General features: G+C 68.3%; 12 protein-coding genes and 1 pseudogene. 12 read left to right on the forward strand and 1 reads right to left on the reverse strand.

Annotation, left to right across the window (positions count from 1 at the left end; translation table 11 throughout):
- Positions 1 to 5: 5 nt before the first annotated feature.
- The 9 genes and pseudogenes from AC0IX4_RS12045 (at position 6) to aroB (ending at position 10,669) form a co-directional block, all read left to right on the forward strand.
- A complete protein-coding gene (locus AC0IX4_RS12045) occupies positions 6 to 1,382 on the forward strand; it encodes a replication-associated recombination protein A (RefSeq protein WP_471829074.1) in 1,377 nt (458 codons plus the stop codon).
- Between the two features lie 45 nt (positions 1,383 to 1,427).
- Positions 1,428 to 4,100 carry an alanine--tRNA ligase gene (gene alaS, locus AC0IX4_RS12050; protein ID WP_471829076.1) on the forward strand — a complete coding sequence of 891 codons (2,673 nt, stop codon included), beginning with the start codon at positions 1,428 to 1,430 and terminating at the stop codon, positions 4,098 to 4,100.
- Positions 4,097 to 4,669 carry a Holliday junction resolvase RuvX gene (gene ruvX / locus AC0IX4_RS12055; protein WP_471829316.1) on the forward strand — a complete coding sequence of 191 codons (573 nt, stop codon included), beginning with the start codon at positions 4,097 to 4,099 and terminating at the stop codon, positions 4,667 to 4,669. The genes alaS and ruvX overlap by 4 nt, the downstream gene beginning before the upstream one ends.
- Positions 4,666 to 6,021 (forward strand): endolytic transglycosylase MltG, encoded by a 1,356-nt coding sequence (locus tag AC0IX4_RS12060; RefSeq protein WP_471829078.1) that lies wholly within the window; start codon positions 4,666 to 4,668, stop codon positions 6,019 to 6,021. Before ruvX ends, AC0IX4_RS12060 begins: the two co-directional genes overlap by 4 nt.
- On the forward strand, positions 6,018 to 6,845 hold the full coding sequence (locus AC0IX4_RS12065; RefSeq protein WP_471829080.1) for a shikimate dehydrogenase: 828 nt from the start codon (positions 6,018 to 6,020) through the stop codon (positions 6,843 to 6,845). The genes AC0IX4_RS12060 and AC0IX4_RS12065 overlap by 4 nt, the downstream gene beginning before the upstream one ends.
- Positions 6,846 to 7,017: 172 nt before the next feature.
- Positions 7,018 to 7,614, forward strand: coding sequence for a prepilin peptidase (locus AC0IX4_RS12070; RefSeq protein WP_471829082.1), 597 nt, complete (start codon positions 7,018 to 7,020; stop codon positions 7,612 to 7,614).
- 12 nt (positions 7,615 to 7,626) lie between these two features.
- The gene (aroC, locus tag AC0IX4_RS12075) at positions 7,627 to 8,814 is read left to right on the forward strand and encodes a chorismate synthase (protein ID WP_042574631.1); all 1,188 of its coding nucleotides are present in this window, start codon (positions 7,627 to 7,629) and stop codon (positions 8,812 to 8,814) included.
- Positions 8,811 to 9,371: pseudogene (locus tag AC0IX4_RS12080) on the forward strand (shikimate kinase); the annotation flags it as partial. The gene aroC and the pseudogene AC0IX4_RS12080, both read left to right, overlap by 4 nt.
- 188 nt (positions 9,372 to 9,559) lie before the next feature.
- Positions 9,560 to 10,669 carry a 3-dehydroquinate synthase gene (gene aroB / locus AC0IX4_RS12085; protein ID WP_042574630.1) on the forward strand — a complete coding sequence of 370 codons (1,110 nt, stop codon included), beginning with the start codon at positions 9,560 to 9,562 and terminating at the stop codon, positions 10,667 to 10,669.
- Between the two features lie 91 nt (positions 10,670 to 10,760).
- Here aroB and AC0IX4_RS12090 read toward each other — a convergent pair whose 3' ends face one another.
- Positions 10,761 to 11,402, reverse strand: a complete 642-nt coding sequence (locus AC0IX4_RS12090; protein ID WP_042574649.1) for a B-4DMT family transporter — start codon at positions 11,400 to 11,402, stop codon at positions 10,761 to 10,763.
- Positions 11,403 to 11,508: 106 nt separating this feature from the next.
- Here AC0IX4_RS12090 and AC0IX4_RS12095 point away from each other — a divergent pair, with 106 nt between their 5' ends.
- From AC0IX4_RS12095 to nusB, 3 genes are all read left to right on the forward strand, one after another.
- On the forward strand, positions 11,509 to 12,630 hold the full coding sequence (locus tag AC0IX4_RS12095) for a M24 family metallopeptidase (RefSeq protein ID WP_471829084.1): 1,122 nt from the start codon (positions 11,509 to 11,511) through the stop codon (positions 12,628 to 12,630).
- Positions 12,631 to 12,704: 74 nt separating this feature from the next.
- Positions 12,705 to 13,268 (forward strand): elongation factor P, encoded by a 564-nt coding sequence (gene efp / locus AC0IX4_RS12100; protein ID WP_042574628.1) that lies wholly within the window; start codon positions 12,705 to 12,707, stop codon positions 13,266 to 13,268.
- Positions 13,269 to 13,853: a transcription antitermination factor NusB gene (gene nusB, locus AC0IX4_RS12105; protein ID WP_471829086.1), complete on the forward strand. Its 585-nt coding sequence runs from the start codon at positions 13,269 to 13,271 to the stop codon at positions 13,851 to 13,853.
- Positions 13,854 to 13,892 lie beyond the last annotated feature (39 nt).

A 13,892-nucleotide genomic window follows, 5' to 3' on the forward strand; every position in this document is an offset into this window, starting at 1 on the left:
GCGCCATGACCGGCGACGATTCCCTGTTCGGCGACGATTCCGAGTACGACGGAGATGCTGTCGAGTCTCTCGCGCCTCCGGTTCGACGAGTCGGTGGGCCGACCACACCCCTCGCGGTCCGGATGCGACCGCGCACTCTCGACGAGGTCGTGGGTCAAGGCCACCTGCTGACACCCGGCGCTCCACTGCGCCGCCTGGTGGAGGGCTCCGGCGCCGCGTCGGTCATGCTCTACGGACCGCCGGGGACCGGCAAGACCACGCTCGCGTCGCTGATCTCGGGCGCCACGGGTCGCAAGTTCGAAGCACTGTCGGCGTTGTCGGCGGGAGTCAAGGACGTGCGCGCGGTGATCGACCTGGCGCGTAGGCGGTTGCTGAACGACGAGCAGACCGTGCTGTTCATCGACGAGGTGCACCGCTTCTCCAAGACCCAGCAGGACGCTCTGCTCGCCGCGGTGGAGAACCGCATCGTGCTCCTCGTCGCGGCCACGACGGAGAATCCGTCGTTCTCGGTGGTGTCTCCGCTGCTGTCTCGATCGTTGGTGCTCCAACTCCGGTCTCTGACCGACGACGACATCCGTGAGCTACTCACCCGTGCCCTGGCGGACGAGCGGGGACTCGCAGGCTCGGTAACCGTCACGGACGAGGCGATCGGCCACCTGATACGACTCGCCGGTGGCGATGCACGGCGCGGACTCACGGCACTCGAAGCGGCCACCGACACGGTCGGACCCGGCGGGACCGTGGATCTCGACACGGTCGAGAAGAGCGTCGACCGCGCGGCGGTGCGCTACGACCGTGACGGTGACCAGCACTACGACGTCATCAGCGCGTTCATCAAATCCATCCGAGGCTCGGACGTCGACGCGGCGATGCACTACCTGGCGCGGATGATCACCGCGGGGGAGGACCCGCGGTTCATCGCGCGGCGCCTGGTGGTTCACGCGAGCGAGGACATCGGTATGGCCGACCCGACGGCACTCCTGGCCGCCACCGCCGCGGCGCAGGCGGTGCAGATGATCGGCATGCCCGAGGCGCGTCTCGCCCTCGCGCAGGCGACAATTCATCTGGCCACCGCACCCAAGTCCGGCGCGGTCACGTCCGCGCTGTCCGCAGCGATGGCCGACATCGCCGCCGGGAAAGCCGGTGCGGTGCCGCCGCATCTGCGCGACGGCCACTACGCGGGTGCCGCTGCGCTGGGCAGTGCCGTCGGATACAAGTTCCCGCACGACGATCCCGGTGGCGTCCTGACGCAGCAATATCCGCCGGACGAGTTGGTGGGCACCGACTATTACCGTCCGACGACGCACGGAGCCGAGCGCGAGCTCGAGACGCGGCTGGGCAAACTGCGTCGGATCGTGCGCGGTCGACCGTCGGGTTCCTGACGAGGCGTACCCGATCGCACGTCTCCCGCGCGATAGGGTGCATCCGTGCAGACACACGAGATCCGCCGTCGTTTCCTCGACCATTTCGAGAAGCTGGGACACACCCCCGTGCCCAGTGCTTCCCTGGTTCTCGACGACCCGAATCTGCTGTTCATCAATGCCGGCATGGTCCAGTTCGTGCCCTACTTCCTCGGCCAGCGCACGCCGCCGTTCTCCCGCGCGACGAGCGTCCAGAAGTGTGTGCGGACCGGCGACATCGAGAACGTCGGCGTGACGACGCGTCACAACACGTTCTTCCAGATGGCCGGCAATTTCTCGTTCGGTGACTACTTCAAGCGCGAGGTCATCGGCTTCGCCTGGACGCTGCTCACCTCCTCCGTGGAGGACGGCGGATACGGCTTCGACCCCGAACGCATCTGGGCCACCGCCTATCTCGACGACGACGAGGCGATCCAGATCTGGAAGGACGTCGCCGGACTGCCGGAGGAGCGGATCCAGCGGCGCGGCATGGCGGACAACTACTGGTCGATGGGAATCCCCGGCCCGTGCGGCCCCTGCTCGGAGATCTACTACGACCGCGGCCCCGAATTCGGCAAGGAGGGTGGCCCCGAGGCGGACGAGGACCGCTACATCGAGATCTGGAACCTCGTCTTCATGCAGAACGAGCGCGGCCAGGGCACGAGCAAGGACGACTTCGAGATCCTCGGACCGCTGCCGCGCAAGAACATCGACACCGGTATGGGTGTCGAGCGCGTCGCCTTCCTGCTGCAAGACGTCGACAACGTCTACGAAACCGACCTCGTGCGGCCCGTCATCACCGAGGCGGAAGCGCTGTCCGGGCGTCGATACGGAGAGAACCACGAGGCGGACGTCCGTTTCCGCGTGATCGCCGACCACGCCCGCACCGCCGTCATGCTCATCGCCGACGGCGTTACTCCCGGTAACGACGGTCGCGGCTACGTGCTGCGCCGATTGCTGCGGCGAATCGTCCGCAGCGCACGGCTGCTGGGCGCGGAGGACCCGTCGATGGCGCGGTTCGTCACCGTCGTCCGGGACACGATGGCCGAGTCGTACCCCGAACTCGTCGCCGACTTCGATCGCATCGAGTCCGTCGCGGTGGGCGAGGAGCGGGCATTCCTGTCGACTCTGAGCTCGGGATCGCGACTGTTCGAGAACGCCGCTCAGGCCGTCACAGCGTCGGGTGGCACCAGGATCGGGGGCGACGAGGCCTTCGTCCTGCACGACACCTACGGATTCCCCATCGACCTCACGCTGGAGATGGCGTCGGAAGCCGGCCTCGAGGTGGACGAGGCCGGGTTCCGCACGCTCATGGCGGAGCAGCGCAACCGCGCGAAGGCCGACGCCCAGGCGCGCAAGCACGCACACACCGACCTGTCGGTGTACAAGGAATTCGTCGACCGCGGCCCCACGGAGTTCACCGGCTTCGACGAACTCGACTCCGAGGCAACGATTCTCGCGATCATCTCCGGGGGAGTCCGGGTACCGACCGCAGCAGCGGGGGAGAAGGTCGAGGTCATCCTCGATCGCAGTCCGCTGTACGCGGAGTCGGGTGGCCAGCTCGCGGACATCGGAACTCTCACCGCGCCCGGCGTTTCCGTCACCGTCGGCGACGTGCAGAAGATCGCGAAGACCGTCTGGGTGCACAAGGTGACCGTCGACGAGGGTCAGCTCACCGAGGGTGACGTCGTCGTCGCGCACGTCGATCAGCAGTGGCGCCGCGGCGCAACCCAGGGTCACTCAGGAACGCACATGGTGCACGGCGCGCTCCGGCAGATCCTCGGCCCCAACGCCGTCCAGGCCGGATCGCTCAACAAGCCGGGCTACCTGCGGTTCGACTTCACCTACCAGGGCGCACTGTCGGAGTCGCAGCGCAGCGACATCGAAGCCGTCACCAACGACGCCGTCGGTGCGGACTTCGCGGTGAACACGTTCGTCACCGACCTCGACGACGCCAAAGCCATGGGCGCGATGGCGCTCTTCGGGGAGAACTACGGCGACGAGGTACGCGTCGTGGAGATCGGCGGTCCGTTCTCGATGGAGCTGTGCGGCGGTACCCACGTGCAGCACTCGTCGCAGATCGGCCCGGTCACCATCCTCGGTGAATCGTCCGTCGGATCCGGTGTGCGGCGGGTCGAGGCCTTCGTCGGCCTCGACTCCTACAAGTACCTGGCCAAGGAACGTGCGCTTCTCGCCGGCATCGCCTCGTCCCTCAAGGTGCCCACCGAGGAGGTGCCCGCCCGCATCGAGACACTCGTCGAACGACTACGTGTCGCCGAGAAGGAGCTCGACGCGACCCGCGCGGCGGCGGTCCTCTCGTCGGCCGGTTCCTTCGTCGACAAGGCCCGACGCATCGGCTCGGTGCTGGTCGTCGCGGAACCCGCGCCCGCCGGCGTGAGTGCCGCCGATCTGCGCACCCTCGTCGCTGACGTCCGCGGGCGTTTCGGAACGCAACCGGCGCTGATCGCGCTGTTCGGGGACACCGACGGCAAGGTTCCGTTCGTCGTCTCGGCGACCAAGGCGGCTCAGGAACTCGGCATCGAGGCCGGGAAGTTGGTGGCTGCCTTCGGGCCCAGCATCGGTGGGCGCGGAGGTGGCAAAGCGGACACCGCGCAGGGCGCAGGGTCGGACGCGTCGGGCATCCCCGCGGCGATCGAGGCACTGACGGCCCGGGTCACCGAGATCGCCGGGGACTCCTGACGGTGACGGGTGACGAACCCGATCGCCCCGGCGCGGACGACCCCGGTCGCGGCCGTCGATTGGCGGTCGACGTGGGGTCCGTCCGAGTAGGTGTCGCGTCCTGCGACCCCGACGGAACCATGGCGACCCCGGTCGAGACCGTGGCTCGCTCGCCGAAGACGCACTCCGATTCCGACGACGTGCAGCGCATCGTGGCGTTGGCCGAGGAGTACGAGGCCGTCGAGATCATCGTCGGGCTGCCGCGGACGCTGCGCGGAGAACGGGGGGCCGCAGCGAAGCTGGCCGTCCGGTTTGCCCGAGTCCTGCAGCGTGCGCTGCCGTCGGTGCCGGTGCGCCTGTCCGACGAACGTTTGACTACCGTGAGTGCCGCGCGTGGTCTTCGCGACAGCGGAGTCCGCGCAAAGGACCAACGGTCGATGATCGACCAGGCGGCGGCAGTCGCGATCCTGCAAGGATGGCTCGACGAACGTCGTCGTGTTCTGACGCAGGCGCGGAACGACGACGGTGTGAACGAGGGAGGGGCAACGGTGCCCGAGCAACGCAGCAGTGGTCCGGAGTCGACGCAGTGAGCGATCACGATCGCCCGCATCGTCGAGGACGGCGAGACGAGTGGGACACCGATCAGCTCGACCTCCCGGTGGACGATCTCCGGCGGACGCCGCTCGGCGATGCGGGTCGCGGCCGCACAGGCTCGGGGCGCGCGCGTCCCAGCCGCGTAGCCGAGGCGGGCGGTGCCAGTCGCGCCGACTCTCGTCGCGACCGTGCTGCACGCAACCGCAAGCGTCGTTCGCGCATCATCGGGGTCCTCGGAGCCGTGGTGCTCCTAGGGCTCGTCGCCGTGGGAGGGGTGTGGGGAGTGTCGAAGGTGTTCGGCGGTGACGCCGCGCAGGCCGAGGACTATCCGGGCCCCGGTGGCGCCGCAGTCGTCGTCGAGGTCAACCCCGGCGACACAGCTCAGGAGATCTCGACCGCGATGGCGGACAAGGACGTGACGGCCAGTTCCGCCGCGTTCTACGAAGCCGCCGTGCAGAACACGGCCATGAACGCCGTCCAGCCCGGCTTCTATCGGCTGCAATCCCAGATGACCGCGGCCGACGCCGTCGCCACGCTCGTCGATCCGACCTCCCGCGTCGGTCAGATCCAGATCGCGGAGGGTCGACAGCTCCACGACTCGACCGACGTCAACACCGGTGCGCTCCGCAAAGGCATCTACACGCTGATCTCCGAGGCCAGTTGTGCTGTCGGAGAAGGTATTCCGTGTGTGAGCTACGACGACCTGAACCTCGCCGGAGCCGGTGAGGACCCGTCGGCACTCGGTGTCGCCGACTGGGCCACCGACGCGGTCCGCCAGGTCCCGGATCGGGACCGTCAGCTCGAGGGCCTCATCGCCGCGGGCACGTTCAACTTCGATCCTAGTGCGTCGCCCACCGACATCATCCGTCAGCTGGTGTCCGAGAGCGCCACCGTGTACGAGGACACCGGCCTTCTCGACGCCGGTGCGACATCGGGTCTCGATCCGTACCAGGTGCTGGTCGCGTCGTCGTTGATCGAGCGCGAAGCGCTGCCCCAGGACTTCGCGAAGGTCGCCAGGGTCATCCTGAACCGCCTCGCCATCGGCCAGCGTCTCGAGTTCGACTCCACCGTCAACTACTCGCTGGACACCACCGAGGTGGCCACGACGGACGACGACCGTGCGCGCGTCACGCCGTGGAACACCTATGCCAAGGAAGGCCTGCCGGCGACGCCGATCTGCTCGCCCGGTGTGGGAGCAGTGCAGGCAGCGGAAGCGCCCGAGGCCGGGAACTGGCTCTACTTCGTCACCATCAACGCGGCGGGGGAAACGCTGTTCACGGACGATTACCAGGTGCACCTGGACAACATCACGAAGGTCGAGGGCGGATTCCTCGACAGCGGCCGTTGACCTCGGACGATCGCCGTGCGGCGGTCCTGGGATCGCCGATCGAGCATTCGAAGTCGCCGATCCTGCACGGAGCGGCCTATGCGGCACTCGGCCTGTCGGGATGGACCTACGACCGGATCGAGTGCACCGCCGAGCAGCTCCCCGGCCTGGTGAGCGGTCTCGGTCCCGAATGGGTGGGGTTGTCGGTGACGATGCCGAACAAGTTCGCCGCCCTCGAGTTCGCCACGGAACGCACGGAACGAGCAGAGATCGTCGGATCGGCGAACACGCTCGTCCGTAGTCCGTCCGGGTGGCGGGCGGACTGCACCGATGTCGACGGTGTCACCGGAGCACTCGCCGACGCCGGTCTGACGGACCTGACCGGCCGGACCGCGGTCGTGGTCGGCGCCGGTGGAACGGCCAGGCCGGCATTGGTGGCGTTGGCGTCGCTCGGAGCCCGGTCGGTGCGGGTGATCGCCCGCGACGAGAGCAGGGCACAGGGTGCGATCGAGTGCGGTCACGCCGTAGGACTCGACGTCGTGTGGGTCGGCTTCGACGCGTCGGCGATCTCCACCGCCGTGTCGGACTGCGCTGCCGTGGTGTCCACGGTTCCCGCGGACGGCGCGGCGCCCTTCGCCGAGGCGTTGTCCGCGGCGCCGCTCCTGCTGGACGCGATCTACGACCCGTGGCCGACCCCGCTTGCCGACGCCGTCACGCGCGCCGGGGGAGTCGTGGTCGGGGGTCTGTCGATGTTGCTGAACCAGGCGTTCGGTCAGGTGGAACAGTTCACCGGAATGCCGGCACCTCGTCGGGACATGGCGGAGGCGCTCGCAGCGGCTGTCTGACGGACGGACCGGCGGTAGTCCGACCTGTGGCGTTTCCGCTCCTCTCGGGGCAGTGCTGCGCGGGATCCCGCCGAAACCTCGTGCGAGGGGAGCAGAAACACCACTCGCGAGTTATCCACAGGCACCCTCTCGGCGAGGTGGTTCACCGGATCGCTCGTGCGATAGTCGCCCGATGACTGTCGCGTGTGTCGCACTGATCGGCTTCGGGGCGGGCTGGTTCGCTCCGACCGTCGTCGCGCAGTGGATCGGGTCGGCCGGCAAAGCGGCGGCGTTGGTGTGTGCGGTGGCTTGCGCTGCGGTGTTCGCCGTCGCCTGCGTCGTGCGATCCGGTGACGCGTTCGCCGCGATCGGCTACTGGTGCGTCTGCCTCTCGCTCGTCGACTACTCGTGCCGCCGGCTGCCCGACATGCTGACGCTGACCGGCGCCGGGGCCGTTCTGGCCGCTGCGGTGTGGGACGGATTCTTCGTCGCGGCGCTGGTCGGAGGTGGACTACTGGTCGCGATGTACGTCGCGGTGTATCTGGTGAGCAGAGGCGGCGTCGGATTCGGCGACGTCAAACTCGCCCTCCCACTGGGTGCGTTCGCGGCGTCGGCCGGGGGCAGCAGCTGGTCGGCGGCCGCAATGCTGGCGCCCCCGGCTACCGCAGTGCTGGGGGTTGCCGGTTCCGGAGCCGGCCGAGGCTCGTCGGGCCCCGTCGATCGTGCTGTTCCGCACGGCCCGTCGATGTGCGCGGCGACCCTGGTGGCGTGGGTGAGCGTCGGCTCGTGAAAAGATCGAGCCGTGCTGCGATGGATCACTGCCGGAGAATCTCACGGCCCTGCCCTGGTGTCGATCATCGAGGGCATGGTGGCCGGAGTCGAGGTGACCTCCGAGGACATAGGAGCTCAGCTCGCACGTCGACGCCTGGGCTACGGCCGCGGTGCGCGGATGAAGTTCGAGGCCGACAAGGTCACCGTCATCGGTGGTGTCCGCCACGGGTCGACGTTGGGTGGCCCGGTCGCCATCGAGATCGGCAACACCGAGTGGCCCAAGTGGGAGACGGTGATGGCCGCGGATCCCGTCGACCCTGCTGTCCTCGCAGACCTGGCGCGTAACGCTCCGCTCACCCGTCCTCGCCCCGGTCACGCGGACTACTCGGGAATGCTCAAGTACGGCTTCGACGATGCACGTCCGGTCCTCGAGCGGGCCAGTGCCCGTGAGACGGCTGCGCGTGTCGCCGTGGGTACGGTCGCGCGACAGTTCCTCAAGCAGGTGCTCGGCGTCGACGTTCTCTCCCACGTCATCTCCATCGGTGCCTCCGACCCGTACGAGGGGCCGGAGCCGTCCGCCGGTGACCTCGAGGCGATCGACGCCAGCCCGGTCCGCGCATTCGACGCGGTGGCCGAGCAGTCGATGATCTCCGAGATCGAAGCGGCGAAGCGTGACGGCGACACCCTCGGCGGCATCGTCGAGGTCGTCGTCCACGGTCTGCCCGTCGGACTCGGATCCTTCGTCAGCGGTGACAGCAAGCTCGACGCCCAGCTCGCGGCAGCGCTGATGGGCATCCAGGCCATCAAGGGCGTCGAGGTCGGCGACGGCTTCGAGACCGCCCGCCGCCGCGGCAGCGCGGCCCACGACGAGATCCTGCCCGGACCCGACGGCATCGTCCGCAGCACCAACCGTGCGGGCGGTATCGAGGGTGGCATGACCAACGGCGCCCCCTTGCGTGTCCGTGCGGCGATGAAGCCCATCTCGACGGTGCCGCGTGCCCTGTCGACGGTCGACATGTCGACAGGCGAGGGCGCGGTGGCCATCCACCAGCGCAGCGACGTGTGCGCTGTCCCCGCTGCCGGTGTGGTCGCCGAGACCATGGTCGCGCTCGTGCTCGCCCGGGCCACGCTGGAGAAGTTCGGTGGCGACTCCGTCTCCGAGACCGCCGGCAACGTCGCTCGCTACATCGAGAACGCGCACGCTCGACCACCCCGATGACCGGGGAGGCCGGAGGCCGGCCGGATGTTCCCGGGGAGGCCGGGCAGCCTGTCGTGCCGCGGGCTGTCCTGATCGGTCCGCCGGGTGCCGGAAAATCCACCATCGGCCGTCGGTTGGCGCGCGCGCTGGGCACCGATGTCTACGACACCGATGTCGCGATCGAACGTGAGACCGGCCGTACCATCCCGCAGATCTTCGCCGAAGACGGCGAGGCGGAGTTCCGTGCGATCGAGGAACGAGTCGTCATCGAGGCGCTGAGGTCGTACCCGGGCATCGTGTCGCTCGGTGGAGGCGCCATCCTGTCGTCGCGGACCCGCGACGCACTACGGGGGCACACCGTGGTGTACCTCGAGATCAGCATCGGCGAGGGCCTGAGGCGGACCGGAGCCACCACTGCCTCCGCGACGCGTCCGCTTCTCGCGGGTGCGGATCCCCGTGCGAAGTACCGAGAACTGATGCGCATCCGTCGGCCGTTGTACCGGGCGGTGGCTACGCATCGCATCCGGACCGACGGTCGCAGCCCGGCCCGCGTCGTCACCACCGTGCTGGGTCGTCTCGGTGTGTCGTCGGTGGACCGTGCGGATACCGCACCCACCCCGCCCACCCGCTCGACGCCGCGCCGTCGGATCAGGCGCAAGGGTGGTCGACCGATTCCGACGGATCCTCGGACGCCACCGCCGAGTGCGGCCCGACCGACCGGATCCCGCCCCCCGCACGACCCGCCATCAACCGAGGAGAAGCGCTCGTGACAGAACCCGTACGCATCGATGTCCGGACGGCGAACCCGTATCCGGTGATCATCGGCCGCGGTCTGCTGACCGAGTTGGTCGAACAACTCGACGGCACCCGGACCGTTGCCATCTTCCATCAGCCGCCGCTCGCCGAAACCGCCGAGGCGGTCCGGGCGGCATTGGCGGACAAGGGTATCGACGCCCATCGCATCGAGATCCCGGACGCGGAGGACGGCAAGGACCTCGCGGTGGCCGGCTTCTGCTGGGAAGTGCTGGGGCGTATCGGCCTCACCCGCAGTGACGCCGTGGTCAGCCTGGGCGGCGGCGCCGCGACGGACCTCGCGGGGTTCGTGGCCGCGACCTGGATGCGCGGAGTGCGCATCGTCCACGTGCCGACGACGCTGCTGGCGATGGTCGATGCCGCGGTGGGTGGAAAGACCGGCATCAACACCGACGCGGGCAAGAACCTGGTCGGGTCGTTCCACGAACCGGCCGCCGTCCTGGTCGATCTGGTGACGCTGGAAACGGTGCCCCACAACGAGATCGTCGCGGGGCTGGCCGAGGTGATCAAGACGGGGTTCATCGCGGATCCGGTGATCCTCGACCTGATCGAGGCCGATCCGGCAGCGGCGCTCGATCCGAAGGGCGATGTCCTGCCGGAGCTGATCCGTCGATCGATCGAGGTGAAGGCGCGCGTCGTCGCGGCGGACCTGCGTGAATCGAATCTGCGCGAGATCCTGAACTACGGCCACACGTTGGGGCACGCGATCGAGCGCCGTGAGAAGTACAAGTGGCGTCACGGTGCCGCGGTGTCGGTGGGTCTGGTGTTCGCCGCCGAACTCGGCCGACTCGCGGGCCGACTGTCGGACGCCGTCGCCGACCGCCACCGGACGGTCCTGCAGTCCGTGGGTCTGCCGGTGACGTACGACCCGGACGCGTTCTCCCATCTCCTGTCGGGAATGCAGACGGACAAGAAGAACCGGAACGGTCTGCTGCGCTTCGTCGTGCTGGACGACCTGGCCAAGCCGGGACGCCTCGAGGGGCCGGACCCGGCGTTGCTGGCCGCGGCCTACTCGGCGATCGCTCGCGAGGACGGTCCGTCCACCGCCTCGGTCTTCCTCTGACCCGCCGATCCACGGACTCGCTGATCCACAGACCCCGAACAGAAAGACACCCCGACCGGAATGCCGGTCGGGGTGTCTCGTTCTGCACGCTCTAGCTGGGTTCCTGCCACGCAGATCGCTGCTGGTCGCCCTTCGACAGGCTGGGCCCCTGCGAGGACGAACGCTGGTCGCCGACGGGCGCGAAGACCTCGGTGTCGGCATCGGACTCACCGCGACGGTTCGCCGCACCGGCAGGGGCGCCCGCGCCGACACGGTCACGGCTGTCGTCGGACTTCTCCGTCTTGCCGGGGCGCAGGTTCTCGGACTTCTTGTCCCCGCGGCCCGCGAGCCAGCGGCCGATGGTGACCGCGATGACGGCCGGAACGAAGACCAGCAGGATGGTGAAGGCGGCCCCGGACGTCAGTTCGAAGAAGATGGTGTTGCTGCTCACCGCGATGTTCGCGACGGCGGTGAAGAGCCACGAGACCAGCCCGGCGAGAAGGCCCGCGACGATGGAGGCCTTCAGCCACAGCATGGTGAAGTCGGTGCGGTTGTCGCCGTCCTCACCGCGCCGGTGCGAGGAAATGCCGTCGATTCCGCCCCACACGAAGGCAATGAGAACGACCGCGACCAGCGTGATCATCCGCAGAACGGATCCCTGCGACGGCCATGAGCTCACCGCCAGCGCCAGCAGCACTCGCGCCACCACATGAACCAGCGCCATCCCCACACCACGTACAACCCACCCAGTCATGCTGCACACAGTAATCACCACCGCCGCGGCCATGTGTGTCTGCCCACATATTCGTCTCCCGCGGGGCGCTCCGGGCGAGACGGTGATCGGTCAGTAAGTTCGAAGGATGTCTTCTACCGACCGCGTCGCACGACGCGATGCCCTTCGCGAACTGGTCCGCGAGCGCGAGGTCGACGCGCTGCTGGTGACCGATCTGCTGAACATCCGGTACCTGACGGGGTTCACCGGCAGTAACGCCTCTCTTCTGATCGACACGCACGATTCGGCGTCGGACGAGTCGAGGACCGTCCTGTGCACCGACGGTCGATACGTCACCCAGATCGGCGAGCAGGTGCCCGATCTCCGGGCCGTCATCGATCGGGCCGGGCCGACCCGTCTGCTGCAGGACGCTCTGGACGGTCGGGCCGCGGGGGACCGCGCGCTCACCGTCGGTTTCGAGTCGCACGTGGTGTCCGTGGACGAGCACCAGTCGTGGACGGACGCGGCGGCGGGCATCGAGCTGCGTCGGATTCCGCGACTGGTGGAGAAGCTGCGGGTGGTCAAGGACGAGTCGGAGATCGACTCGCTGCGTGCTGCCTGCGGCGTTGCCGACGCGGCTCTGGCAGCCCTGATCGAACGCGGCGGTATCTCGGCGGGACGTACGGAGAAGCAGGTCGCGACCGATCTCGAGTTCCTGATGATCGAACTCGGTGCGGACGCCATCTCCTTCGAGACGATCGTCGCGGCCGGCGCCAACTCGGCGGTGCCCCATCACCGTCCGACGCGGGCCGTCCTGGAGCAGGGCGATCTGGTGAAACTCGACTTCGGTGCGACCGTGGACGGGTACCACTCGGACATGACGCGGACCTACGTTCTGGGCGAGCCCGCGGAGTGGCAGCGTGAGCTGTACGACCTGGTCGCCCGCTCCCAGGCGGCCGGACGTGACGCTGTCGCGCCGGGCGCCGACGTGCAGGCCGTCGACGGAGCGGCGCGGTCCGTGATCGTCGCGGCCGGCCACGGCGACAAGTTCCTGCACGGCCTCGGCCACGGCGTGGGGCTCGAGATCCACGAAGCGCCGGGTATCGGTGCGACATCCACCGGTACACTGCTCTGCGGTGCAGCGGTGACGGTCGAGCCCGGCGTGTACTTCTCCGGTCGCGGAGGCGTACGGATCGAGGACACGCTCATCGTCCGAGAGGGCGAGCCGGAGTTGCTCACACTCACCGGCAAAGAGTTCACCGTTCTGTAGGCCTCTCGCGGGGCCTCGCGGGAACTTCAACGAACGACACGCACAACCGACATGACAGAGGAGACGCGAAGCAAGTGGCTTCCACCAGTGATTTCAAGAACGGTCTTGTGCTCAGCATCGAGAACCAGCTGTGGTCCATCATCGAGTTCCAGCACGTCAAGCCCGGCAAGGGTCCGGCCTTCGTGCGCACCAAGCTCAAGAACGTGACGTCCGGCAAGGTCGTCGACAAGACGTTCAATGCGGGCGTGAAGGTCGAGACCGCGACGGTCGACCGACGCGACATGACGTACCTGTACCACGACGGCACCGACTTCGTGTTCATGGACGGCGACACGTTCGATCAGATCTCGGTGGCCGAGGCCACCATCGGCGAGGTCTCGCGTTTCCTGCTCGAGAACATGAAGGTGCAGGTCGCGATGCACGAGGGCGTGCCGCTCTACGTCGAGCTCCCCGTCACCGTCGAGCTGATCGTGCAGCACACGGACCCGGGCCTGCAGGGAGACCGCTCCACCGGTGGCACCAAGCCGGCAACGCTCGAGACCGGCGCCGAGATCAACGTCCCGCTGTTCATCAACACCGGCGACAAGCTGAAGGTCGACTCGCGTGACGGCAACTACCTCGGGCGCGTGAATTCCTGAGTGAGCGAGACTGCTGGTACTCCGGACCGGTACGCGGGCGCGGGCAAGCCGGCGACGAAGAAACTGGGCGCGCGTCACAAGGCACGTAAGCGCGCTGTCGACTTCCTGTTCGAGGCCGAGGCGCGGGATCTCGATCCCGTGACTCTGGCGACCGAACGGAGCGAGCTCTCCGCTCACGAGGAGACGGTGGCCCCGGTCAACGCCTACACCACGACGCTGGTCACGGGTGTCGCGGAGAACCTCGACCGTGTCGACTCGGTGATCGGTGATCACCTGCATCAGTGGACGCTGGCGAGGCTTCCCGCCGTCGACCGCGCGATTCTGCGGGTCGCGGTGTGGGAGCTGCTCAACGCTACCGATGTGCCCCCGGTCGTCGCGGTGGACGAAGCCGTCGAACTGGCCAAGCAGCTGTCCACCGACGACTCGCCGTCCTTCGTGAACGGTGTTCTCGGCCAGATCGTGCTCGTGGCTCCGCAGGTCCGTGCCGCCGCCGCAGCCAGGCCCGCCTCCGAGCGGGCTGCGGTCACGACCGACGACGTGACGGATACCACGGACGACGACGCCCGGCCGGCCACCTCGAGCTGATTCGAGGGCCGGTCGCATTGCTATGCTGATCGCGCCAGA

The sequence above is a fragment of the Rhodococcus sp. AC861 genome, assembly GCF_979256035.1.